General features: G+C 41.8%; 30 protein-coding genes. 1 reads left to right on the top strand and 29 read right to left on the bottom strand.

The window, feature by feature from the left end; genetic code table 11:
* Nucleotide 1 precedes the first annotated feature (1 nt).
* The 3 genes from bshA to dapB all read right to left on the bottom strand — a co-directional run bounded on the left by bshA (nucleotide 2) and on the right by dapB (nucleotide 2,473).
* The gene (gene bshA, locus NST62_RS04995) at nucleotides 2-1,141 is read right to left on the bottom strand and encodes an N-acetyl-alpha-D-glucosaminyl L-malate synthase BshA (protein ID WP_141600910.1); all 1,140 of its coding nucleotides are present in this window, start codon (nucleotides 1,139-1,141) and stop codon (nucleotides 2-4) included.
* A 106-nt stretch (nucleotides 1,142-1,247) separates the two neighbouring features.
* Nucleotides 1,248-1,658 (bottom strand): methylglyoxal synthase, encoded by a 411-nt coding sequence (gene mgsA, locus NST62_RS04990; RefSeq protein WP_141600911.1) that lies wholly within the window; start codon nucleotides 1,656-1,658, stop codon nucleotides 1,248-1,250.
* A gap of 17 nt (nucleotides 1,659-1,675) precedes the next feature.
* A complete protein-coding gene (dapB, locus tag NST62_RS04985) occupies nucleotides 1,676-2,473 on the bottom strand; it encodes a 4-hydroxy-tetrahydrodipicolinate reductase (protein WP_328215213.1) in 798 nt (265 codons plus the stop codon).
* Nucleotides 2,474-2,716: 243 nt separating this feature from the next.
* Between dapB and NST62_RS04980 the strand changes: the two genes are divergently transcribed.
* The gene (locus NST62_RS04980; RefSeq protein ID WP_328215211.1) at nucleotides 2,717-3,565 is read left to right on the top strand and encodes a YitT family protein; all 849 of its coding nucleotides are present in this window, start codon (nucleotides 2,717-2,719) and stop codon (nucleotides 3,563-3,565) included.
* 76 nt (nucleotides 3,566-3,641) lie between these two features.
* Here the strand turns inward: NST62_RS04980 and NST62_RS04975 are convergent, their stop codons facing one another.
* From NST62_RS04975 to NST62_RS04850, 26 genes are all read right to left on the bottom strand, one after another.
* Nucleotides 3,642-3,854 (bottom strand): hypothetical protein, encoded by a 213-nt coding sequence (locus NST62_RS04975; protein ID WP_141600914.1) that lies wholly within the window; start codon nucleotides 3,852-3,854, stop codon nucleotides 3,642-3,644.
* Nucleotides 3,855-4,036: 182 nt separating this feature from the next.
* Nucleotides 4,037-4,717, bottom strand: a complete 681-nt coding sequence (locus NST62_RS04970) for a zinc metallopeptidase (RefSeq protein ID WP_141600915.1) — start codon at nucleotides 4,715-4,717, stop codon at nucleotides 4,037-4,039.
* Between the two features lie 50 nt (nucleotides 4,718-4,767).
* Nucleotides 4,768-5,370, bottom strand: coding sequence for a DUF1405 domain-containing protein (locus tag NST62_RS04965; protein WP_342463190.1), 603 nt, complete (start codon nucleotides 5,368-5,370; stop codon nucleotides 4,768-4,770).
* Nucleotides 5,371-5,530: 160 nt separating this feature from the next.
* Entirely contained in the window at nucleotides 5,531-6,325 is a 795-nt protein-coding gene (locus NST62_RS04960) for a c-type cytochrome (RefSeq protein WP_342463189.1), read from the bottom strand.
* Between the two features lie 43 nt (nucleotides 6,326-6,368).
* The gene (locus NST62_RS04955; RefSeq protein WP_141600918.1) at nucleotides 6,369-7,040 is read right to left on the bottom strand and encodes a cytochrome b6; all 672 of its coding nucleotides are present in this window, start codon (nucleotides 7,038-7,040) and stop codon (nucleotides 6,369-6,371) included.
* A 22-nt stretch (nucleotides 7,041-7,062) separates the two neighbouring features.
* Entirely contained in the window at nucleotides 7,063-7,563 is a 501-nt protein-coding gene (locus tag NST62_RS04950) for a ubiquinol-cytochrome c reductase iron-sulfur subunit (protein WP_342463188.1), read from the bottom strand.
* A 161-nt stretch (nucleotides 7,564-7,724) separates the two neighbouring features.
* On the bottom strand, nucleotides 7,725-8,174 hold the full coding sequence (locus NST62_RS04945) for a YpiF family protein (protein ID WP_141600920.1): 450 nt from the start codon (nucleotides 8,172-8,174) through the stop codon (nucleotides 7,725-7,727).
* Nucleotides 8,175-8,296: 122 nt separating this feature from the next.
* The gene (locus tag NST62_RS04940; RefSeq protein WP_141600921.1) at nucleotides 8,297-8,851 is read right to left on the bottom strand and encodes a ReoY family proteolytic degradation factor; all 555 of its coding nucleotides are present in this window, start codon (nucleotides 8,849-8,851) and stop codon (nucleotides 8,297-8,299) included.
* 11 nt (nucleotides 8,852-8,862) lie between these two features.
* Nucleotides 8,863-10,119, bottom strand: a complete 1,257-nt coding sequence (locus NST62_RS04935) for a tetratricopeptide repeat protein (RefSeq protein ID WP_328215207.1) — start codon at nucleotides 10,117-10,119, stop codon at nucleotides 8,863-8,865.
* Between the two features lie 103 nt (nucleotides 10,120-10,222).
* The gene (aroA, locus tag NST62_RS04930) at nucleotides 10,223-11,512 is read right to left on the bottom strand and encodes a 3-phosphoshikimate 1-carboxyvinyltransferase (protein ID WP_141600923.1); all 1,290 of its coding nucleotides are present in this window, start codon (nucleotides 11,510-11,512) and stop codon (nucleotides 10,223-10,225) included.
* A gap of 28 nt (nucleotides 11,513-11,540) precedes the next feature.
* Complete coding sequence (locus NST62_RS04925; protein WP_342463187.1) at nucleotides 11,541-12,638, bottom strand: prephenate dehydrogenase; 1,098 nt, start codon at nucleotides 12,636-12,638, stop codon at nucleotides 11,541-11,543.
* Nucleotides 12,635-13,735, bottom strand: coding sequence for a histidinol-phosphate transaminase (gene hisC, locus NST62_RS04920; protein WP_141600925.1), 1,101 nt, complete (start codon nucleotides 13,733-13,735; stop codon nucleotides 12,635-12,637). The genes NST62_RS04925 and hisC overlap by 4 nt, the downstream gene beginning before the upstream one ends.
* 16 nt (nucleotides 13,736-13,751) lie before the next feature.
* A complete protein-coding gene (gene aroH / locus NST62_RS04915) occupies nucleotides 13,752-14,123 on the bottom strand; it encodes a chorismate mutase (RefSeq protein ID WP_141600926.1) in 372 nt (123 codons plus the stop codon).
* The gene (aroB, locus tag NST62_RS04910) at nucleotides 14,120-15,211 is read right to left on the bottom strand and encodes a 3-dehydroquinate synthase (RefSeq protein ID WP_141600927.1); all 1,092 of its coding nucleotides are present in this window, start codon (nucleotides 15,209-15,211) and stop codon (nucleotides 14,120-14,122) included. Before aroB ends, aroH begins: the two co-directional genes overlap by 4 nt.
* A gap of 2 nt (nucleotides 15,212-15,213) precedes the next feature.
* A complete protein-coding gene (gene aroC / locus NST62_RS04905; RefSeq protein WP_141600928.1) occupies nucleotides 15,214-16,395 on the bottom strand; it encodes a chorismate synthase in 1,182 nt (393 codons plus the stop codon).
* A 155-nt stretch (nucleotides 16,396-16,550) separates the two neighbouring features.
* A complete protein-coding gene (locus NST62_RS04900; protein WP_141600929.1) occupies nucleotides 16,551-17,321 on the bottom strand; it encodes a protein-glutamate O-methyltransferase CheR in 771 nt (256 codons plus the stop codon).
* A gap of 205 nt (nucleotides 17,322-17,526) precedes the next feature.
* Entirely contained in the window at nucleotides 17,527-17,943 is a 417-nt protein-coding gene (ndk, locus tag NST62_RS04895; RefSeq protein ID WP_141600930.1) for a nucleoside-diphosphate kinase, read from the bottom strand.
* Nucleotides 17,944-18,035: 92 nt separating this feature from the next.
* The gene (hepT, locus tag NST62_RS04890; protein WP_141600931.1) at nucleotides 18,036-19,010 is read right to left on the bottom strand and encodes a heptaprenyl diphosphate synthase component II; all 975 of its coding nucleotides are present in this window, start codon (nucleotides 19,008-19,010) and stop codon (nucleotides 18,036-18,038) included.
* A 14-nt stretch (nucleotides 19,011-19,024) separates the two neighbouring features.
* The gene (locus tag NST62_RS04885) at nucleotides 19,025-19,732 is read right to left on the bottom strand and encodes a demethylmenaquinone methyltransferase (protein ID WP_328215265.1); all 708 of its coding nucleotides are present in this window, start codon (nucleotides 19,730-19,732) and stop codon (nucleotides 19,025-19,027) included.
* Between the two features lie 8 nt (nucleotides 19,733-19,740).
* Nucleotides 19,741-20,502, bottom strand: coding sequence for a heptaprenyl diphosphate synthase component 1 (locus NST62_RS04880; protein ID WP_181733125.1), 762 nt, complete (start codon nucleotides 20,500-20,502; stop codon nucleotides 19,741-19,743).
* Between the two features lie 68 nt (nucleotides 20,503-20,570).
* Nucleotides 20,571-20,792, bottom strand: coding sequence for a trp RNA-binding attenuation protein MtrB (mtrB, locus tag NST62_RS04875; protein WP_141600933.1), 222 nt, complete (start codon nucleotides 20,790-20,792; stop codon nucleotides 20,571-20,573).
* 56 nt (nucleotides 20,793-20,848) lie between these two features.
* Complete coding sequence (gene folE / locus NST62_RS04870) at nucleotides 20,849-21,418, bottom strand: GTP cyclohydrolase I FolE (protein ID WP_141600934.1); 570 nt, start codon at nucleotides 21,416-21,418, stop codon at nucleotides 20,849-20,851.
* Nucleotides 21,419-21,639: 221 nt separating this feature from the next.
* The gene (locus NST62_RS04865) at nucleotides 21,640-21,912 is read right to left on the bottom strand and encodes an HU family DNA-binding protein (protein WP_141600935.1); all 273 of its coding nucleotides are present in this window, start codon (nucleotides 21,910-21,912) and stop codon (nucleotides 21,640-21,642) included.
* Nucleotides 21,913-22,312: 400 nt separating this feature from the next.
* Nucleotides 22,313-23,791, bottom strand: coding sequence for a stage IV sporulation protein A (spoIVA, locus tag NST62_RS04860; protein ID WP_141601065.1), 1,479 nt, complete (start codon nucleotides 23,789-23,791; stop codon nucleotides 22,313-22,315).
* A 96-nt stretch (nucleotides 23,792-23,887) separates the two neighbouring features.
* Complete coding sequence (locus NST62_RS04855) at nucleotides 23,888-24,613, bottom strand: hypothetical protein (protein WP_141600936.1); 726 nt, start codon at nucleotides 24,611-24,613, stop codon at nucleotides 23,888-23,890.
* 17 nt (nucleotides 24,614-24,630) lie between these two features.
* Complete coding sequence (locus NST62_RS04850) at nucleotides 24,631-24,897, bottom strand: DUF2768 domain-containing protein (RefSeq protein WP_141600937.1); 267 nt, start codon at nucleotides 24,895-24,897, stop codon at nucleotides 24,631-24,633.
* Nucleotides 24,898-24,924 lie beyond the last annotated feature (27 nt).

Raw genomic sequence — 24,924 nt, 5'->3', positions numbered from 1 at the left:
TTCATACCCTCAATGCCGCCAATCGGTAATATAATTGTTCATATTGGTCAATAATCGGTTCCGCTTTGAATTTCGTTTGAACCGTTTGAATCGCATTCTTCTTGAATTCGGCAAGTTTATTTTCATCCGTCAATAGGTCAACGGCATACTCAGCCGCCTGATAAACATCTCCTAGTTCAACAATATACCCGTTGACGCCGTGGTCGATTACCTCAGGTATTCCTCCGACATTTGTTCCGATGCCCGGAACGCCGCATGCCATCGCTTCCAAGAGCACCAATCCAAAAGATTCTTTTTCCGATAACAATAATTTTAAATCGCTAATAGAAAATAGTTCTTCCACATTTTCCTGCTTTCCTAGGAACAAGATATCGTCCTTATATGGCGACTCTTTTGCCTGCATCATGACCCGATGGTGTTCCGGTCCGTCGCCGACCAGCAACAATTTCGCAGGAATTTGATTGCGAATCAGGAAGAACGTTTCAACGATGTCAGGCAAGTTCTTGATTTTCCGGAAATTTGAGCAATGAATGATGACCTTCTCATCTTCCCTGATGCCATATTGCTTTTTCAACTCCGTCGCTTCTTCCATCGGTCTAAAAACCGATTCGTCGACAAAATTGTAGATGGTTTCGATTTCTTTATTTGGCGCGATTATTTCATAAGTTTGTTCTTTCAATGCGTTGGATACTGCTGTGACTATGTCGGATTTTTCAATGCCGTATTTGATGGCCTGGGAGAGTGTTGAATCTTGGCCTAATACTGAAATATCTGTACCATGAAGGGTTGTCACGATTCCGATATTTTCTCCGCACATATCCCGTGCCAGCACGGCGCATACCGCATGCGGAATCGCATAGTGGACATGCAAAACATCCAGTTTCTGATCTATGATGACATCCGCCATTTTGCTTGCCAGCGCAATATCATATGGAGGATATTGGAAAACGGAATAATTATTGACTTCCACTTCATGGAAAAATACATTCGGATAAATTTTCCTTAAACGGAAAGGCACGCTGGAAGTGATAAAGTGGATTTCATGGCCACGTTCTGCAAGCTTCTTCCCAAGCTCTGTCGCCAATACTCCCGAGCCACCTACCGTAGGGTAACATGTTATTCCAATCTTTAATTTTCTCACCGACACACGTCCTTTCATTCTAATTTATACGCAATAACTTATACCACCGCAATGAAAAGACTAAACACAGCACCATCCAACAAATGATACGAGAGAAACAGGGAAATTATTCATTAAATTTCCTTTCCTGGATTAATCTCCAATCCACAAATCCTTCCTGCAATCCTTTCAGCAATATCTCTGCAGTTCCCATATTGGTTGCAAGTGGAACATTGTAAAGGTCGCATAATCGGATCAAGGCTGTACAATCAGGTTCGTGAGGCTGGGCTGTTAAAGGATCGCGGAAGAAAAACACCATATCCATATCATTATTGGCAACCATCGCCCCGATTTGCTGATCTCCCCCAAGGGGACCGGAACGGAAACATTTCACCTTAAGCCCTGCCTCTTCAATAATGCGGCGGCCTGTTGTCCCTGTCGCATACAATTCATGCTGGGACAATATTTCTTTATAGGCAATGGCAAACTCAACAAGACTGTCTTTTTTGCTATCGTGGGCAATTAGTGCTATTTTCATTTTCCTTCATCCATTCTTTATAAAATATTTTCCATTCCATACACCAATTCTTCCAATTCCATTACTTTCTTCACGCAATATACAATGCCATCCATAAAACATTCCCGGTTAAAAGAATCGTGGCGAATTGTCAACAACTGGCCTTTTCCTCCAAAAATCACTTCCTGGTGAGCCACCAATCCCGGAAGGCGGACCGAGTGGATGCGCATTCCTTCAAATTCGGCCCCTCTTGCGCCGTCCATCGTTTCCTTTTCCAATGGATGCCCCTGTTTATGCTGCTCCCGAACTTCCGAAATCATTTGCGCCGTTTTCTTCGCTGTGCCTGAAGGGGCATCTAATTTTTGATCGTGATGAAGTTCGATAATTTCTACGTTTGGCAAATATTTTGCCGCTTCTTTTGCAAATTTCATCATTAATACTGCACCAATGGCAAAATTCGGCGCGATGATGCAGCCGGTTTTTTGTTCCCGCGCGAGTTCAGTCAGTTCTTCCAATTGTTCATCGGTAAATCCGGTTGTTCCGACTACCGGACGTACGTGGTTCAACAGCGAAACCTTTACATGCTCATATACCGCATGGGGGCTTGTTAAGTCGATTAATACATCCGGTTTTGTTTCTTCAATCAACTGGTTTAAATCCAAATAAATTGGAACATTCAAATCCGGCGGAAACATCTCAAGCTCTGCAAGGCTCTCGCCTACATGTTTGTAATCCAATGCGGCAACCAGTTCCATTCCTTCCTGGCCGACTACGGTTTTTACCGCCTCTTTCCCCATTTTTCCTCTGCATCCTGCAATTGCTACTCTTAATGACATTGTGATTCGTCCTTTCGTATTGATCTATGTTCATTTCACGGTTTGCAATGACTCCAGCAATTCTTGGAACCATGTTAAAAAGACGATGATAGCCGCATAGTTGCGGAAGCTAAAAGCCAAAAACAATAAAATTTTCTCTTTTTTCCATCGTAATGAAAAGGCCACTAGTTGTCAAAAGTAGAAAAATAAAACATAATAATCATGCAATCATACATATCGCTCTCGTACTAAGGAGGTTATACTTTGAAGGATATTAAGATTCAAGAAATTATTGGAATCCTTATTGGAACAGCCATTTACAGCTTCGGCTTCGTCCATTTTAATATGCTCAATAAATTGGGGGAAGGCGGATTCAGCGGAATATCTTTAATTTTATACTTTACATTCAATGTTGATCCAGCCATTACAAATATTGTATTAAACATTCCAATATTTATTTTAGGTTGGAAATTGCTCGGACGTAAAGAGTTTTTATATTCAATTTTCGGCATCTTAAGCGTGTCTTTATTTTTGAAACTTTTCCAGATTTATCAATTTTCTTTGGATCTAAAAAACGATTTGCTGCTTGCTTCATTATTTGCCGGTGTCTTTGTCGGTGCCGGTTTGGGCATTATTTTCCGGTGCGGAGGAACAACTGGCGGAGTCGACATCATTGCCCGTCTGGCCAACAAATATGTCGGCTGGAGCATGGGTAAGACCATGTTTTTGTTCGATTCATTGGTATTGCTTGTTTCGTGGCTAACATATTTAAGCTCCATTACCATGATGTATACGCTGGTCGCCGTCTATGTGGGAGCAAGGGTCATTGATATGGTGCAGGAAGGGGCCTATGCAGCCAAAGGGGCTTTCATTATTTCGGAAAAACCCGAAGAGATTGCCAAAACCGTGGCTGAAAAAATGGAACGCGGAATTACGGTGTTCCATGCGTACGGATATTATACAAAGCAGCCAAAAGATGTTTTATATTGCATAGTCGGCAGAAATGAAATCGTCCAATTAAAATCCATTATCCGCAAACTGGATCCCAAAGCCTTCGTCTCCATCATTGATGTGAAAGACGTCACAGGAGAAGGGTTCCGGATTGAAGAATAGCAATGCACCTTGGAATCATTGTTGATTTTCCCATGGGCTGCCTAAAGCACCCGCTTTAGACAGCCTTTTTGTATAACTAACGGTTTTCTTCAAAATCGACGGTGATGGTTTCCTCTTCATCTGTTGGAGTTGAATTTTCGATTTCCGAAATTCTGAATCCGTCATAGGTATCTTTGTCATCTTCAACTATAAAATGTAAAGATAATTTTATCGAATAGATTGCCAAGATTACGAGAATAACCAAAGTGGCCAGACCGAACAAAGCCCAATTCAAAATATATTTATTCATCAGTCCCCTCCCTCTTCCGGCAGTTTGCTATATCTTATTAATGAAAAAGAAGGGTTATAAGCCTATTCAACAAAAATTTGAAATTTTTATTGCAACTGGCCTTATGCACTCTTTTCCCCATGGGATTAGATAAAAAAAAAAAAACGGGTCGGGCAAAACCCTGACCTCGATCTTTCGTTTTTTCATTGCTCTTCATTCGAGCTCATATTTGTAAATATCAAAATTAGCCGCAATAGCTCAAGCACAGCTACGGCTGCAGCCGCTACATATGTCAAAGCCGCGGCGCTTAACACTTTTCTTGCTCCATGTTCTTCATTGTTATTAATGATGCCCAACTGTACCACTTCATTCATCGCCCGTTTCGACGCATCAAATTCCACCGGCAATGTTACCACTTGGAACAATACGCCGGCAGCGAGCAATATAATCCCCAACAGCAGCATATTGGCGCTTTGGGCGATGATTCCAATCATCACAAAGATCCAGGAGATATTGGATGAAAAGTTGGCAATTGGGACCAGCTTTGAACGCAACACCAAAAAGGAATACGCTTCCTGGTGCTGGACAGCGTGCCCGCACTCATGGGCCGCCACCGCAATGGCTGCCAAAGAGTCGCTATAATAGTTTCCTTCAGATAATGCGACCGTTTTCGTCATTGGATTGTAATGGTCTGACAAAATACCTTGCGTCGGTACTACACGTACATCATAAAGACCATGGCTGTCCAATATCATCCGTGCGGTTTGGGCACCGGTTAATCCTTTGGATGCAGGAACTTGGGAAAAACGTTTATAAGTACGTTGAACTTTCAATTGAGCATAAATCGGCAATAACAAAATGATTATAAAGTAGAGAAGATACATCTTGCTACCTTATTCCCCTTTCTATCAATCCTACTATACATTCTAACCATTTATTGCACTATATTCAAATTATTGCGCTTTTTAAAAGAATAATAGGCTATGGATATACAAGCGATCGATAACCAGAAAGTAAAGTACCCGATGTGATCCGCATATTTATATAAACTGCTGTAAGTCGGCATCTGTCCATATACATAATCTATAACATCATTATGCAAAGTCCATACGGATGCAATGGCAATATGCACAAGGGTAAATCGATAATTGGCCATATATAAAATGCCTTCGACCGCCATCATAAAATGGGAAACGACCAGCATCCATCCAAGAATGCCGATTGAGCCTGTCTCCGCCAATGTTAGTATATTCATCACTACAGCCCATATACCGTATTTCATTAAAGTAATAAGGGCAAGTGCTTCCATGAGTTTAAAATTTTTTCCCAACAACCATCCCAAAATGGCGAAACAAAAAAACAGGCTCGCCGTCGGACTATCCGGAACAAATAAGAGAAATTGCGGTTCCGTTCTTGAAAGCTGTGGCGCATACCAAATATAACCGTAGATCGTCCCCAGGAAATTTATGATAAATAACATTGTCAGGACAGTGCGGTTTTGCAATAAATATAGAAACTGCAGCAAAATGGTTCTCATCCTGTTACTCCTTATCATCGGTATATATAAGTAAGTTTTTACATAAGTTATAATACCAAAGCCGCTATAGGATGTGTAACGATTCGGTATTCTATGTATATCCATTAAATCCAAAAAAGAAAAGGGCCAGTTTTGGAAACCGGCCCTTAGCAAATGAATATTATTCCTCTTTCAAGCTTGCAATAAATTCTGCCAATGTCTTCAATTCTTCGTCAGTACCGGAGAATTGTCCACCAGGCATTCCGCCACGACCATTGCGGATTACTTCTTCAACTTCTTCAGCAGTTAATTGGTTACCTAATAACATAGGGTTTGAACCAACGCCTGTCAAATCACCGCCGTGGCATCCAACACAAGTTTGTTGAGATTGGAAGATTTTATAACCTTCAGAGTTCTCATCAATTTCAATATCAGGTACCAAACCTAAATCTTTTGGTGTAATTTGACCTTGGGCTTTGGATGCTTCCCAGTCATGGTTCACAACTGATTCCCAAGTCAAATAGAACATTGAAGCTACAACTAATAACATAATTGCAGTTGGAATCGGCCGTTTAGATGGACGGCGCTCAGGACCTTTATCTAACCATGGCATTAACAATAATGACAAGATTGCCAATCCTGGAATTACGATTGCACCGATAACGTTGTAGTCACCAGAAGCAAATGAATATTTCAACAATTGATATAAGAATAAGAAATACCAGTCTGGCAATGGAATGTAAGATGTATCTGTTGGATCAGCTGGACGCTCTAATGGCGAAGGATGAGCGACCGTTAATAACAAATAACCGATCAGGAAAACAGCACCAACCATCCATTCTTTTAATAAGAAGTCTGGCCAAAAGGCTTCTGTTTTGCCTGGATATTCGGAATAATCTTTCGGCTTGTTAGGCATTCGGTTGGAAGCCTTAACGCGTGAATCGCCGACGAACTTCATTCCTTTTCCGCGCTGCATGTTGTCCCCTCCTTTTGAACTAACGAATGAAACCACATATCAATCATAGTGGTCCAGAAATACCTTGACGACGGATCATAATAAAGTGAACTGCTAGCAACACAAATAAAGCCGCTGGCAAGAAGAATACGTGGATAGCAAAGAATCGCGTCAATGTTTGAGCACCGATGATTGTATCATCACCAGCAAGCAATACTTTAATTAGGTCCCCGATGAATGGAACGGAACCGGCAATTTCAAGACCTACTTTCGTAGCGAACAACGCTTTCATGTCCCATGGAAGTAGGTATCCAGTAAATCCAAGACCTAACATTACGCAGAAAATTAAAACACCTACGATCCAGTTGAGCTCACGAGGTTTTTTGTACGAACCTGTGAAGAACACACGAAGCGTATGTAAGAACATCATGACGATTACCAATGATGCTCCCCAGTGGTGCATACCGCGCACAATCTCACCGAATGCTACTTCGTTTTGCAAGTAGTAAACTGATTTCCAAGCATTCTCAACGTCTGGTACATAGTACATTGTCAAGAACATACCAGATAAGATCTGAATTACTGTAATGAAGAAAGTCAGTCCTCCGAAACAGTAAACGAATGCCGAGAAGTGGTGTGCAGGGTTAACGTGCTCTGGCACTTCGTGGTCGGCAATATCACGCCATATTGGGGTGATATCTAAACGCTCATCGACCCAATCATATAATTTACGCACTTGTGTTGTACCCCCTAACTAATTAAGCTAATGTGTTTGGTATTTTCTTCCCAAGCATTAAGTAACCATCTTTCTCAGAAACTTCATACTGATCTAATGGTCCAGTTGGCGGTGTACCGGCAATGTTTTTACCGTTTTTCTCATAACGTCCACCATGACAAGCACAGAAGTATTCGTTTTTGTGTTCGCCGCCTTCCCAGTTTACGGTACATCCTAAGTGTTTACATACTGGTGAAAGCGCTATAATTTTGTCGCCTTCTTTGTAAACCCAAGCCATTTCGGATACTTCAGACTTGTACCAAGCATCTACCTGTTCGTAAGAGAAGTCCACACGTACCGGAACATCTGTTAATTCATCAATTTTTTGGCTAGTCAGTATAAAATCGCCTTCCGCTTTTGCCTGCAAAGCAGGATCAATAGCAAAGCGAATCATCGGCATCAGAATGCTTGCCGCCATGAAACCACCAACACCAGTTAAAGTGTAGTTAAGAAATTGACGTCTTGAAACCTTTTTGTTACTCATCCTTTTCCCCCCTCTAACTTAAGGTCAGTCCAACAGACATAATTACATATAATTAATAATAGTATAAACTAGGACATATCTATGATATATCAATAAAATGGGCAGGTCAATAATGCATTATATTGGTTTCCATAGATTGTGAACAATTATTGAATGAATTGTTAACGTTGATACCACTTCGATGATAGGATCGGGATCAGCTGTTTTAATTGCTCTTCCAATATACGTTTTTTGACATCTTTATCCATCGATTCGATTGGAATGGCCGGCAGCCAAATCACATCCAATTCATCCTGGAGCTTTGTCCAATAATGATCGCATGTGATGAACACGACATGTTTAAAACCTCCTTCTTGTATGTTTTGTTTCAAGGCGAGGACAAGTTCCTCCCTTTTTGTTTGCTCCGTATAAGAATAAGGAGGAAGGAGCATCAATCGTCCTCTGAATTGTTGTTCAACAAAGGCTGTCAACGCCATTAAAAATTCCGCTTCCGAACTGCTTTTCACGATGTTGTCTTCGGAAAAATCCAATGAAAGGAGCGGAACTATAGCGGTATCAATAAATTCTTTATTCTGTTGATATTGTTGTACATCTTTCGTTTGAAAATACATTATTTTTTCCTCCAAAGTAACATTTTTTCATCATAAATAATATTATACCCCAGCACATTTGAAACAGATGGGGAAAAATAAAAAATCCAGTCGAAAGATATAATCTTTTCGACTGAATTTCTCTAGTGTTTTGAGGTTTCTTTTAATGCCTGTAACAGATTGGAGAGTTCCAAAAACTTTTCTTTATTTCCCTGGTCGAGCGCTTCATCGATCTCCCTCAATAGTTTCTCTTCCTGGAATGTCAGCATGCTCGTTTTAAGAATTTCTTCCGCAATCAATCGGTCTTTTTCGTTCGGATTCAGGTCCTTCGGAATATATGGGTTTTCCTCCAATACAGCCAAATACAATTGATTTGGCGGCACATTCGGAAAATTCAGCTGAATGTACATATCTTCGTTTGGATAAAGCCTTAAATCATGAAAAGACTTCTCGGCATCGCTTGTCATGATATTGCCTTTATAAAAACGGAATGGCACGCCATTCGAATCCACGCTCGACATGACAATCGCCCTCGGACAATAATGAGCTTCTTCTACAAAATGGATATTTTTTAGCAACTCATCATTGCTCAGCAAATAATTCAGAATCCAGACACACTCTCGCCTCTTTAATTGGAAGTTTTTCAAGAACCAACGCACGAAGTTCTTTTTGTCTGCGATTGGTACGGAAGAAGCCATAATAGTCCCCCCTATTCTAGACTATCAAGTAAATCCAACCACTGTATTTCTGTCGGTTGCAATTCGATCAAACGCTGTACTACTTCCCTAGCCTCTTCGCGTTTGCCGTCTTCTATCAGGAAGTAGCAGTAGTTTTCAAGAAATGATGGATCATCTTTTAATTCATTATATGCTGATTTATAAATTTCGTATGCTCTATCGTACTGTTCATTTTTTGCGAATGCATCTGCAACAAAAGGGGATAAAGAAACCCATTCGAATTGTTCCCTTTCCAATTTTTCATACAACTCAATAATGTCATCATAGCGCTCCATTTGATGATAAACCGACATCAGGACAAGAATCGCTTCCATATATTCGGGATCCAATTCGACCGCTTTTTTCAAATGCTCTATGGCTTCTTCAGGGAGTTTATTTTTTAGCGCGATTTTACCCGCAAACAAATAGAAGGATTTTTCGTATTCGTCCCGCTTAATTCCTTCTTTGATGACGCTATATGCCTTTTCATTATCTTCCAGCATGGCATAACTTTGGGCCAGCAATAAATAGCTGCTGAAATAGTCGGGATCGAGTTCTTTTAAATCTTCCAATTGCCTGATGGCAGTTTCATATTTTTCGCATTGGAAGGCGCTGTAAGCACTGCCGTAAAGCAAGTCGGCCGTCACTTTCTCTTCCAAAGCTTCCATGTAATAATCCAGCGCTTTTTCAAATCCTCCGCCCGCGCGGTAAACTTCCGCGAGTCTTTCCGCTAGGAGTACCCCGGCAATTTCTTTCACTTTTTTATGCAGGTTTTCATAAATGCGTGCCGCTTCCGGGAAACGGCCGGTTTCATATAGCAGTTCCGCTTTGGCAAACTGGATTAACGGTTCATCCGGAAGCAGTTCCAATGCTTCATTGATGCGTTTTTCCGCCGCTTCATAAAGTCCCTGCATTTGATAATAATCCGCCAATAGGAGCAGGCATTGGGGATATTCCGGCGTACTTGGATCTATCCCGAACAGGATGTCAAGGGCCTCGTCTTCCTCGCCCAGCTCAATCAGTACAGAAGCATAATCGATGGAAATTTGGGCCTCATCCGGGAACAGAAAACGCAAATGCTCCAATACGCGTTTTGCCTGCTGTATGTACCCGTATTGCAAAAGCAATTCGTATATTTCATACTGTACTTCCGGTGTTTCTTTTAAAAATAATGTCTCCAACAGAGAATCAATGCGGCCCACTTCGCCGCCTTCTATCGCCTGAATGATGTCCTGTGTGATGTTGTTCAATTCGATCACCTTTGCTTTCGTTATATCAATAAATATGCTACAAAACTAATTTTCGCAAGACAAGAAAAAGGTTCATCCTATTCGATGAACCTTTTTCTGTCATTTATTTTAACAATAAATCAAGATGTTCAAAAAATGTTGGATATGAGACGGCAATGCAATCGGCATCGTCAATTTCTACCGGGGAATCGGTAATCAGGGAGGCGATGGCTGCCATCATGCCGATCCGGTGGTCCCCATAGGTGCACAAACTTGTCCCCTCTAGCGGCGTAGGGCCGTTGATAATCATGCCATCATCCGTAGGCGTAATATCCGCGCCAAGTTTTTTCAACTCTGCCACTACGGCCGCAATGCGGTCTGTTTCTTTCACTTTGAGTTCTTCGGCGTCACGGATGACGGTTGTTCCTTCCGCTTGGGTTGCCAAAAGAGCAATAATCGGAATTTCGTCGATTAAACGGGGAATAATCTCTCCCTCTATCGTTGTTCCTTTTAATTGGGAAGTTCGTACAGTAATGGTTGCCGTCGGTTCAGACGCCCCTTCATTTTCTTGATGGATGGTGATATCGGCACCCATTTGTTGCATCACTTCAATGATGCCTGCCCTTGTCGGGTTGATGCCGACATTTTTTAATACCACTTCGCTATTCGGAACAATCGATCCGGCCACTAAAAAGAAAGCCGCAGAGGAAATGTCGCCCGGAACATCAACATGGGTTGCATGAAGCTGTTGGCCCCCTTCAAGGGAGATGACCCCATCCTTGACATCGATGTTTGCTCCGAATTGTTTTAACATGCGTTCTGTATGGTCCCGGGAAATTTCCTTTTCCCGTACGACCGTCGTTCCTTCCGCCTGAAGGCCTGCAAGCAAAATGGCGGATTTTACTTGGGCACTTGCTACAGGCATCGTATAGTCGATCGCTTTTAATCTTGACCCTACTATTGCAAGAGGAGTATACTGTCCTCCTTCGCGCCCGAAAATTTGTGCCCCCATTTGTTTCAACGGCTTTGTGACACGGCCCATTGGACGCTTGCCAATGGACGCATCCCCTGTAATGACACTAAAAAAATCGGTGCCGGATAAAATTCCAAGCAACAGCCGTGTCGTCGTTCCCGAGTTTCCCGTGTACAACACTTCTTTCGGTTCCTGCCATCCCTCTATTCCCGGGCTGCTGATCTTGACATTTGTACCATCTACTTGAATATCGACACCCAATTTTTGAAAACAATCAATTGTACTTAAACAATCTTCTCCGGGCAGGAAGCCGGTAACCGTCGTTGTTCCTTTTGCGATGGCCCCCAACATTACGGCGCGGTGGGAAATGGATTTATCTCCCGGTACTGTAATGATTCCTTCCAACCTCGGTTTATTATACACCAATACTTTCGAAGACAACACTCTTCCCCCTCTCCATACGGCAACATTAAGAGACGTGCATTTCGAAATTCGTATGTGTACGAATGCAGTTCATCGCTTTTTCCCGATCTTTTTCGGTTTGGAAACTGATGACCAGAATACCAAAGACGTCTTCTCTCGTTTCAACTACCCGTATGTTCGTTATACTGATATTCTCTTCCGCCAAATAACCGGTGATTTCTGAAATCACCCCAGGATAGTCCGGAATATCCACATATAAATCGTATGTAGAATAGAATGCTCCTGTTGTAATAGGCAATGCATCCCGGACATCTTTCGCCTTTTTAAAATATTCTTCGATGGACTCATCATCATTTTCCATCAAAATTTTCTTTACCCGCTGCATTTCTTCAATCCAGGCATCCATTTGCCCAATGAGTTCCTTGCGGTTTTGCAAAGTAATATCCCGCCAAATCATCGGATTCGATGAGGCAATCCGGGTAATATCCCGGAACCCCCCCGCAGCGAGCATGCTCGTCATCGGAAATTTCTTGTTTTCTTCATCCAATTGATGGACGAGGGAAGCAGCTACGATATGCGGAAAATGGCTTACAACGGCAGTCATGTGGTCATGTTCTTCCGCATTGATTTTTACTATTTTTGACAATGTATATTTCAATAATTCTTTTAAAGCGATGATTTTATTTCCGTCTTCATCATCAAAAGGTGTCAGTATATAATAAGCGTTTTCGAAAAGATATGGTTTGGCGGCCGTAATGCCGCTTTTATGGGAGCCTGCCATCGGATGGCCCCCGATAAATGTAAGTCCTTTTTCCCGAAGCTCAAGGGCTTTCTCCATGATCAGCCCTTTTGTGCTGCCGGTATCGGAAATAATGGCATTTTTCTTCAATGACCAGTTCTTTAACTCATCCATCCATTGCAAAGTGGCGTTCACAGGTGTTCCAAAAATAATGAAATCCGCTTTTTTCGCCGCTTCCTCGACATCTTCCACCACTTCATGAACAATGTTTAATGTTTTGGCCAGTTCTCTTGTCTTTTCGGAAAGATCATAGCCGTACACTTTTGTTTCGGGAGCTTTTTGCAAAGCTAATGCAAGGGACCCCCCTATTAACCCTAAACCAATGATTAACACATTACGGGTCATACCAATGCTCCTTGTTCTTTCAATACCCCTTCAAGAGTTTCCAAGAATTTGCTGTTCTGTTCTTCCGTGCCGAAGGAAACACGGATGAATCCCGGTGTTCCCAAGGCATTTCCGCTTCGAACGATAAATCCGCGCTTCATCATTTCTTGGAAAATCACATCACTGTCTGTTTTTACTTCAAATAAGATAAAGTTTGTTTGGGATGGGTAATACTTTAACCCATGTTTTTTGCAGAATTCTTCATACTGTCGTTTTGCTCTTTCCGTTCTTTCCACCGTTTCTTTGATAAATTCCTGGTCCTCCAGTGCGACGATGGCAACTTTTTGGCTTAATACCGTGTTGTTGAAAGGAGCCCGCACCGGTTCCAATTTTGAAATGACATCCGCCTGTCCGATGGCATAACCTACACGGAATGCGGCAAGCCCATATGCTTTGGAGAATGTGCGCATTATGATGACATTCGGATATTCTTCCACATAATGCAGCGTATCTTGATAAGCCGGATCGGTAATATACTCAAAATAGGCTTCATCCAATACGACAAGCACTTCTTTTGGCACTTTCTTTAAAAAGGCGCTCAATTCTTCGTCTGCCACGATGGTTCCTGTCGGATTATTCGGATTGCATATCCATACAATCGAAGTGTTTTCATCGATTGCTTCAAACATTTTCTCCAAATCATGTTTGCCATCTTTTAATGGCACTTTGCGGATTTCGGCCCCTTCAATTTCCGCATTATGGCTGTATTGGGAAAAGGATGGGTCAGCCATGACCGTATTGACGCCAGGATAAAGCAGCGCGCGGGAAATGATGGCGATAATATCATCGGATCCGCTGCCGAACAGCAATTGATTCTCTTCTACCCCAAGATGTTTGCTGACTGCTGTGCGAAGTTCTTGTGCGTAGCCATCCGGATAAATGGCATAATTAATGTCGTTATTTTTGATAAATTCTTTCACTTTTGGAGAGCAGCCAAAAGGATTTTCATTGGAAGCAAGTTTGATCACTTCTTTTAATCCGAATTCTTTTTGAACTTCTTCGATTGGTTTGCCGGGTTGATAAGCTTTCATTCCATATATTTGTTCTTTGAATTTCATGACCAGCGCTCCTTCTTTATCTTTTTTCTCTCACTAAATCCGGTCTGAGTTTGACAGCATCATTTAAATAGATGTGGTGAATATCTTTCTGGGGTACAGTTGTATTTACATGCATCAGCACACGAATACATAATGGCAACGCTCCTGGAACATCCATTTCATGGGTGCACATCGTCGGAACAAATTTCCACCCTTCAATTGAACGCACTGCCTTCGCCGGAAATGCGGCGTTAATATCCGGCGTGGTTGTGACGATCACGGAAGCAATATCTTCAGGAGCGATATTATTCGCTCTCGCCATTTCTTTCACTAATCTTTCAGTTTCGCTATAAATCACTTCAGGCGTATTGGATTTGATCGTAATCGCCCCACGTATGCCGCGAATCATTTGCATACCTCCTCAAGCAAACCGCGAAGCTCCCGATCTACTTTCCGGCATTCGGATTCGCCAATCTCCCTCACATAAGGTTTTCCTATTTCTTGTAATAACACAAACTTCAATTTTCCGTATTCAATCTTTTTATCTTTCATTAAATATTCATATAAATCATCAAAAGAATATTCATCAACTTTTTTCAGAGGATAATCGTTCCTGTAGGCGAACTTTGCAAAGTCTGCTGTAAATTCCCGTGAAATATTGCCGTATCTTTCACTCAGCAACAGAGCATATATCATTCCGATCATCACCGCTTCCCCATGGGCAAGGCCGCCATATCCCGCCGCAGCTTCGATCGCATGGCCATATGTATGTCCGAAGTTCAAAAACTTTCGGACGGAATGCTCCGTTTCATCTTCGGATACAATTTTGGCCTTTACTTCAATTCCCGATTTCAAATGGTTCGCCAGCTTCTCTTTCCCGATATTGGTGATGGATGGCGTCAGCATTAATTCTTTAAGCCATTTTTCATCAGAAATCATCGCATGCTTAATGACTTCCGCCATTCCTGAACGAATTTCCTTCGTCGGCAGACTGTCCAATAAGTTCATGTCGTAAACAACGGCTTCCGGTTGATAGAATGCCCCCACCAGATTCTTGCCGAGGGGATGATTGATTGCCGTTTTCCCCCCCACTGCCGAATCATGGGCCAAAATCGTCGTAGGAATTTGGATATAAGGGATGCCGCGCATGAACGTCGCCGCTACAAAGCCTGTCAAGTCGCCGACGGCACCGCCGCCGAAAGCGAATAAAAAAGACTTTCGGGAACATTGTTTTTCAATCAAAAAAGTGTGGGCATCTTCGAAATTTTTAAAACTTTTGCAAGCTTCTCCTCCCGGCATGACAAACACTTCAAATGGATATGGAAAGTTTTCCGTGAAATATTTTTGCTGTGCCCGCCATACATTCTCATCTGTAAAAACGACCAGGGTATCTGCTTTTTGAATTTTTTCTTTCAAAGATTCGAAAGCGGAACGCAAAATTCCGCTGCCGATGTAAACTTCATAGAAATGGCTCTTCGTATTCACTGGAATCCGCATTATTAAAACTCCTTCGCCAATTTACGTACTTCATCGATTTGCGCTTTTAATTGCGGCAATTGGTCGCTATGGAACTGTTCGACAATCGCCTTGGCAATTTCCCAGGCAATCACGCATTCAGCCACCACGGATGCGGCCGGAACTGCACAAGCATCCGAACGTTCGACGCTCGCTTTAAAAGGTTCCTTCGTTTCAATATCCACACTTTCAAGCGGCTTATAAAGCGTCGGAATTGGTTTCATGACGCCCCGGACGATGATTGGCATCCCTGTCGACATGCCGCCCTCTATGCCGCCCAACCGATTTGTGCGGCGCTGGTAACCGTGCTGTTTGTCCCAAATAATTTCGTCATGCACTTCAGAACCTTTTCTTCGCGCCATTTCAAAACCGATGCCGAACTCCACCCCTTTAAAGGCATTGATGGAGAGCATTGCCAGGGCAAGTTTCCCGTCCAATTTGCGGTCATAATGCACATAGGAACCTACCCCTGGCGGCATTCCTTCCACCATGACTTCGACAATTCCTCCGATGGAATCTCCGGCTTTTTTTGCCTCATCAATGGCTTGGACCATTTTTGCCGAAGCTTCAGAATCAAAAGTATAGCAAGAATCATCTTCAACCATTTGACGGATTTCGTCTGCAGATTTGCCGGCAACTTTCGATGTATCGGCTTTGATGCCATAAATTTCAGTCACATAGCCCACAACGGAAATGCCCAGTTCCTTCAAAAGGGCTTTTGCCACAGAGCCGACAGCAACACGGACAGCCGTTTCTCTCGCGCTTGAGCGCTCCAAAACGTTTCTCAAATCACGGTGGCCATATTTGATGCCGCCAACCAGGTCGGCATGTCCAGGCCGCGGCCTCGTAATTCGGCGTTTAATTTCCGCGGGATCCATGTCTTCAGGAAGGGGCTCAATCCCCATGATTTTAGTCCAATGTTTCCAATCATCATTTTTCACCACTAATGCGACAGGGGACCCCAATGTCTTCCCGTGACGGACACCGCCCACGATTTCTACCGTATCTTTTTCTATTTGCATGCGGCGTCCCCGTCCGTGTCCCCCTTGGCGCCGTTTTAGATCTGCATTGATTTGCTCTGCTGTAATCGGTAAAAGGGATGGCAACCCTTCAATAATTGCCGTTAGTTGCGGACCATGGGATTCCCCCGCTGTTAAATATCTCATCAAACACTTTCTCCCTTCAACTCGCTAAAGTATGTATTTTTTAATATAACATAATGCATAGTAAAAAACATGATAAATAGAATAATTTATGAAAATGACGATTTATCAAAAGATAATACGCTTTTCGCACAATGTCGAAAAACGCCCTCCCTAGCTCATTTTTTTCGATAAAAGAACGTGTCTTCCACTTCCAAATCATAACGGGCCGGATTAAAAATCTGCTCTGTCGAGCCCACAAATAAAATGCCTCCTGGCCGGAGTGATTTGCTGAATTCTTGATATATATAATCCTTTGCCTCTTCGGTGAAATAAATCATGACATTGCGGCAAACAATCAAGTCAAAATTCTTTTCATATGGGTCACTTAACAAATTGTGCTTTCTGAATGCGACAGTATGTTTTATTTCCTCTTTTACCCTGTAAAATTGTCCTTCCCGGATAAAATATTTCGCTTTTATATCGGGAGGAACTTCATTTAAAGAACGCTCGGGATAAACCCCTATTTTCGCTTTCTGCAGACAATTCTCATCAATATCTGTCGCCAAGATTTTTATATCTGACAACGGCAAAAAATTGGAGAGCACCATGGCAATCGTATAAGGCTCTTCTCCCGTTGAACATGCCGCGCTCCATATTTTCAGCCGCTTGTTTCTTTCCAGAAGTTTAGGAAGAATTTTATTCTGGAGCACTTCCCAACGTTTTGCGTTTCGATAAAATTCAGACACATTGATGGTCATCCGGTCGAGGAATTCATTCATTAACGATTTATCTTTTTCAATTCCCCGCAAAAACTCCACAAAATTGTGATATCCTTTTTTTTCATAAAGGGAAGTCAATCGGCGTTTCATTTGCGCCTCTTTATAGAGCGATAAATCGATTCCTGTCAATTTCTTGATGCCTGCAATAAACCGTTCATAATCATTCATGATCATCGAACTCCTCTAATGACGTACACTTATTATATACAAAATTTTTCTTTTCTGAAATATATAAAAAATTCAAAAAGTTAAATTATGACGGCGAAAAAAATTTTTACCTGAAATCAGACCGGAAACATCCCGGGCTTCATAAATAAAAAAGCTATTCCAACAGCAATCGCATTGCCGTGGAATAGCCGGAAAAGTATAAATCTTAGACAAGTTCATCATTGAACCATAATTTAATTTCACGTTCAGCGGAAGATGGTGAATCGGAACCATGAATGACGTTTTCGGAAATTGTAACCGCATAATCACCGCGGATTGTACCTGGCTGCGCTTCTTCAGGTTTTGTAGCACCCATCATGACACGAGCCAGTTTGATAATATTTTCCCCTTCCCAAACCATTGCGAATACAGGTCCGGAAGTAATGAAATCCACCAATTCATTAAAAAACGGTTTTTCTTTATGTTCTTCATAATGTTTTTCCGCTAATTCGCGGGGAACGTTCATTAATTTTGCTGCGCGCATTACAAAACCGCGACGCTCAAAGCGGTCGATAATGTCTCCTACCACTTGGCGTTTTACGCCATCCGGTTTTACCATCAAAAATGTTCTTTCAATTGCCATATGTCTAACAACTCCTTAACTTCCAAGGTTTTTACCTACCGCTAAATATTAACAAAATCACGCTTAAGCTTCAACTACCAATGTCCGATTTTTTAAAATTTGCGTTTGCCTATAAATAATGCGATTTCCTTCAACCTTTTCTTCGTCGGATTGTCAGGCAGCCGTTCCACTTCCTTCATCGCTTTCTCTAAATATTGGTCGCTGATTTTCAACGCTTGTTTTATGGAATCCGATTTCCGCACAATTTGCAGCATTTCCAAACGTTCCTGCTCTGTCACAATCCCTTTTGAAGCGCGTTCGATAAACCGAAGAATTTTTGGATGATTTTTCATCAACAAAATCGGCAATGTGATATTGCCTTGCAACAGGTCGCTTCCTGCCGGTTTGCCAAGCTGCTTGTCTGTTGATGTAAAATCCAGCACATCGTCCACGATTTGATAACTCATCCCGACATAATAGCCAAATCTCTTTAAACGTTTTGTAACTTCAGGATCCGCCTCTGCAACAACCGCCCCCACTTCGCAGCTTGATTCAATGAGCAGCGCGGTTTTCCGTTTAATGCGCCGGAAATAGTCTTTCAGGTTTTGATTTATGCGAAATTTATCTTCAATTTGAATGATTTCCCCTTTACAGATTTCCACCATTGTGCGGGCCAATATTTGGTGGGCCTTTGGATTCTCTATGTGCGTTACGTATTGAATGGCCCGTCCAAAAATAAAACTGCCGGTTAGCATCGCAACCCGATTATTCCATTGAGAACGAACGGTAGGACGCCCTCTTCTCATGTTGGAGTGGTCAATGACATCATCATGTACAAGCGACCCCATGTGAATCAATTCGAGAGGGACAGCAGCATATTTCATGCGATCAATACTATAATTGCCAAATTTCGCGCTCATTAAAACAAAAAGTGGGCGAATTCTTTTCCCGCCCGCATGCAAAAGATGGAGAGAGGCGTCGTTTAATAGATGCGATGTCGACTGTAAAGCCTTTTCTAATTCGTTTTCAATGATATCTATATCCGGCTTGAAATCGGAATAGAGCTTTTGCAACTTCATCTTTTCCACTCGCCAACCTCTCCCTAATTCTCTTTCTTTTTAAATCCCATATGCATTGCTGCTGCGCCGCCGCTATAGCTTTTATATGTGACATTGACAAATCCCGCTTCTTCAAACATTTTCGCAAGCTTTTTCATTCCCGGAAACGTGCTTGCGGATTCCTGAAGCCATGAATATTCCTCATAACTTTTCGCAAAAATTTTCCCAAATAGCGGCATGATGTACCGGAAATAGAAACGGAACAATTGTCTATAAACCGGCAGTTCCGGCTGGGAGGTGTCCAGGCAGACGACCATTCCGCCAGGTTTCAATACCCGGTGCATCTCCCTCAATACCTGCATGTAATCCGGAACATTCCGGAGCCCAAAGCCGATTGTGACGTAGTCAAACGTGTTATCATCAAAAGGAAGTTCCATTGCATTTCCATGGATTAATTCCACTTGGGGATAAGGCTTCACTTTTTCAGCACCGATTTTCAGCATATTCTTGCTGAAATCAAGACCTTTTACAATCCCTTTTTCCCCTGTCGCCTTCGCCAGCGCGACAGTCCAATCGGCCGTTCCGCAACAAACATCCAAACATGCAGATCCCGGTTTTACGTTCATCCGTTTCATAACATCTTCCCGCCATTTGACATGCAGATTAAAGCTGATGACGGAATTCATTTTGTCGTAATTCTTGTAAATTTTCTCAAATACTTCATGAACACGTTGTTCTTTGGATTTTTCCATTGTTTTCATTACCTTTCCTTGCTCTCTCTAATCAATCGTTCCTCGATGTATCGTTTAAGCTCGGATTTCATAGAGGAGGTGCGTAGCAACTCTCGCAATTGATGTACAAGTCCATCGATCTTATTTTGAAGGTAATGCTCAAAATTCATGTCCTCGCTGCGCTGAAAACTTTCCATCATTTTTTGTAAAAGCAGTGAGCTATTACCTTCTCTATAGTTTAATAGTTCATTTTGCAACCGAAGAATCAATAAATGTTTTTTCATAATGTACAAATAGTGATTGTAATTATATAATTGATAAAATCTGCTGATACATTCCGTCTCAATGATGGTTAAAGTTTCCAACCAATCATCAATGGCATAACGGTTCGGTTCATAAATCCGAATCTCGTGTTCAGATCTTAAAATGACGCTTTCAGAAAGTTCCCGAATCAACGAAATATTCCCTGAATTTGCCAAAATTTCGTAAAAACGACCACTGTAATAATCGCCAGAAAGCACTGTCAACTGTTGCACCTTTGAAGTGGCATCATGCTCATCAATATAGGAATGCTCGGCGAGGGACGCTTCCACAATCCCGACAGCAATGACGCCCTCATAATTTTCTTCGTCCCAATGGTCACCATTTAATAATGGCAGCAGCAAGTAAAATAATTGATTTTCATCCACCAATGGATCGCCGGTATATTTAACAAGGGTTCTATGTTCGACTTGACGATAAATCGCTTTTTTTAATTGTTCAATTTGATTTTCGATATATGTTGTATCCATAGGTATTACTCCATTCCACTTCAAGCACTGTTTCCTGCACTTCATACAGTCGCCAGGCATCTATGGCTTTATTTTTTCGAATAGCTTTGAATAATGCCATGAGCCGTGTAAATTTTTGCTTTCCCACGGATTTTCATAGCGGACGTATGTTCAGTAAATTGGGCAATCATGACTTCCCCGGCATCCAATTTTTCGGAATGATGAAATTTCGTATCTTGGCCGCGGGTTAAACCGATTACATGTACGCCATCCTCTTCGGCTTCAATGACAACATAATCTGATTGGTTCATACTTCTCCCTCACATCTACATTTTCTTTGTTATCATATCATAATCCGGTATGTTAATTAAGACATTTGAATAAATGAAATCACTTCTTGGCGTTTTACATCATCTTCCTCATAGATTCCTCTTGCACAAGAAGTGACCGTTTTTGTGCCAGGTTTTTTTAATCCCCTCATCGTCATGCACATATGTTCCGCCTCGATCATCACAAAAACGCCTTGTGGTTCCAATTTTTCCATTAAAATATCGGCTATTGTCGTTGTCAGCCGTTCCTGCAACTGCGGTCTATGGCTCACCGATTCCACCAATCGGCCGATTTTGCTTAAACCTGCAACCCTTCCATTCTGGGGTATGTATGCAACATGGGCCTTTCCGTAAAAAGGAATGAGGTGATGTTCGCACATTGAGTAAAATGGAATATCCTTAACCAGAACTAGTTCTTCATGTTCTTCATGAAAGACCGTCTCAAATAAACATCTTGGATCTTCTTTCAATCCGCTGAACATTTCTTCATACATTTTGGATACCCGTTTGGGTGTATCGATCAGTCCTTCACGATTAACGTCTTCTCCTATGGCTTCTAAAATCATTTTTACTGCTTCTTCTATTTTTTTTAAATCAATGTTAGACATATATGTTCCTCCTAAATCGACAAAACACAACACTGTCAAATTGAATCGTAGCACATACAGACGTGAATCGCAAAAGGCTTTTACAAAAAATATTTTTTTATTGGGGGATTGTTTATTTTACCCCTCTGATAGTAAAATTGAATTATCAATCGTTAATATAATATGTAAAAAGAGCAGTCATCATATTCATGACGACTGCTCTATGTAATTTTAAAGAAGCTTTATTTAACAGCTTCTTTAAGTGCTTTACCTGGTTTGAAAGCTGGAACTTTGCTTGCAGCGATTTCAATCTCTTCCCCTGTTTGAGGATTGCGGCCTTTGCGTGCAGCACGTTCACGAACTTCAAAGTTTCCAAAACCGATTAATTGCACTTTGTCACCCTTTGCAAGAGCTTCTTGAATGATATCGAAAACTGCGTCAACTGCTTTGGAAGCGTCTTTTTTGGAAAGACCTGCAGCTTCAGCAACTGAGTTTACTAATTCTGTCTTATTCATGCTATTCACCTCCTCTCAAAGGGTTGGAAAAGCTAAATCATGTAAAAAGAGTAACATATTGAAATACTTGGTGCAACTGTATTTATGCATGTTTGTCCAAGAAAAGTTGTATTTTTGCATCATCGGATAACGAAAAGGACTTTTCGTCCACGTGACAAAAAGTCCTATAATAACAATCCATTATTTTTATTATTTCACATTTTTTAAATAATAAACGCAAATATTACATTTATTCTTTTTAGAATGCTGATAAATCAAGATTTTTCACGTAGTATTTTACAGAAATTCTGGGCAACGTGACCAATTTGCAAGAAATGTGATGTGTTTGTGATTTCCAACTAAAAAAGGGCTGTCAAAGCAGCCCTTAATTCTTGACATTTCAAGATTTTTCATCCGTTTATTAAATAATGAACGTTATGAGGCCTTTTTCTCCTTCATTCACCATACGTTCAATCGTTTGGCGCATTCTTTTCTTCGCGCTCGGCGGAACGGCATTCATCTTGAACCTGATTCCTTCCGTCAATACTTCATGAAGCGGTGTACCAAACAATTGGGTTTGCCATAAGGCTTCGCGGTCATGCTTATAGGCATATTGCAAATCTTTTAAGAGCTGACGGCTGTGGAATTCGGAACCGATCAACGGAGAAAATTCAGATTCCATATCGACGCGAATGATATGGTAGGAAGGCGCTTTTGCCTTCATGCGCACTCCGTAGAAGTTGTTCTGTTTAATGATTTCCGGTTCGCTCGGTTCAAATTCTTCCACCGTCGGAAGCGTTACGCCATAGCCGTTTACCGTTGCTTCTTCAATCGCCTCGCGGAAGCGTTTTTGGGCTTTTTTCGCCTCTTGTGCCTCTTTTATGAACAACAGCCAATCTTTTTTCGTATCGATTGGGGCATCTAAAAATTCGTTGCAAACCGCTTTATAAATTTCAGGCTTCAGGGTGATGCGCACCGTCGCCACACCCAGCCCCGCATCCACTTTTTCAATGTCGCAAGTTTCAATAAAATCAATATCTCTCAAATCTTCTACCGCTTTGTGGACATCCCGGATTTTTGTGACAGAATTGAGAACGTTGCCCACCGCTTCCGAAAGCGTTGCATTTACATGATGCGTCGGTTCAAGGACATCAAGCCAATCCGGTTTTTCCACTTCAATATCTTCTACCGGGAATTCATAGAGCGCTTCTTCCAAAATATACTCCATGTCTTTCAGCGTCATTTGGTCGATCGAGATGGCAATCACCGGAACGCCATAGCGCTCGATCAATTCATTGCGCAGCTTCTGCGTATTTTGGTTGTGTGGAAATTGGCTGTTTAAAATGATGACAAATGGTTTTCCGATATCCCTTAATTGTTCAACAATTTGTTCTTCCGCCACTTGTGCAGCTTCACGGGCAATCCCGTTTACTGTACCGTCCGTTGTGACGACAACCCCGATGTTTGCATGGTCACGGATGACCTTGTCTGTTCCAATCCGGGCCGCTTCTTGGAATGGAATCGGCTCACTGCTCCATGGCGTGTGGACATATTTCGGCCCATTTTCATCTTCATAGCCTTTAACACCATCGATGACATACCCGACACAATCGGCAAAACGGATACGGAAAGGGATTTCATCTTCCCCGATGCAGATTTCCGTTCCATGGGCAGGAACAAATTTTGGTTCCGCCGTCATAATGACAGGGCCGGGTGAGCTTTGTGGCAGCTCGTCCAGCGCTCTTTTGCGCTCTTCTTCATCCACAATGTTCGGCAGCACGATGGACTCCATCATTTTTTTCACAAATGTGGACTTACCGACCCTTACAGGCCCAACAACTCCAATATATACATCGCCATTTGTTCTTTCCGCTATTTGTTGAAAGATTTGTTCCCCTATTTTAGCTCCTCCTTTGTGCTTCAATCTATGAATTATATAACTAAAATATGAAAAACCTTGCACGAAAAGTCGTACAAGGTTTAAATTTTTTATTTTTTATTCATTATTTTTGGTCGGATCGTACATGAAGACCGGTTCGTTATTTTCATTCACGGTATATGGAAGAGAATAGGCAGGCACTACCGGGTAAGCTTCGACAAGCAGCATGCGGATATCTTCTCCCGGTTTCGGTTTCACATCATGTTCCTTAAGAAACTGTGCCAAATCGATGGAATAATCTACATAAACTTTCCCTTCTGATGAAGCAACCAAAGGCAAATGATTATTGGTATACGGGCTTGGCACCGTCAATTCATTTTGATACCCCAGTTTCTTATAATCTATCGAATAGACATAATCGGCGATTTGTTTCTTATACATCATATATTTTTTTGAGAGAAGGCGAAGATTTAATTCCCGAATGGTTTCGGCCGTGCGCAAATCTACCAGTTTTACTGTCGGATTGTTCTCCGGATCCCAGATGATATATTGGAATATGCCGCCTTTTTCATAAGAATTTCCGGGAACATTGGCCAAATATTTTGGAACAAGTTTTGAAAAATCGATCTGATACTTGATGAAAATATCGGTATCCTGATCTTTTGTTTTAATCGGCAATACACCCGTATCCGCTTTATATTGGTCCACGGCATTTTGTACCGCAATCAGCTGGGCTTCATCAGGGATTTGATTTTCCGCCCGTTCTTCATCCGGGAATAAACAACCGGATAAGACAACAGATGTTAATAGCAACATTGCGAAAAAAATCAGGTTCTTTTTCATTCATATTCACTCCTGAATTATGATGGCCATGTAAAGATGACTAACACCATTAATAACGAACCTATTAAAAAGACAATAAAGGCAATAATCCGGATAAGAGAGGACAAAATGCTGTTTTTTATCCATTTCCGGGCCGCTGTTAACATGAGAATGGAAATGATCATGGCCGCGATGGAATAAAAGGACACCCACATGACATCCATCGGGTGCATATTCGCCAAAGGGCCGCGGGCTGCAGCAAGAACAAATGCGTTGCCATCCATCATCGATAATGGATTCGTCATCGAGATTCCACCTTTCAAATAACAATA

Origin of the sequence: Ureibacillus sp. FSL K6-8385, assembly GCF_038593155.1 — a bacterium.
Classification (GTDB): Bacteria; Bacillota; Bacilli; order Bacillales_A; family Planococcaceae; genus Ureibacillus; species Ureibacillus terrenus.
The sequence above is the reverse complement of the archived record's forward strand: the minus strand, read 5'-3'. Positions and strand labels throughout refer to the sequence as shown.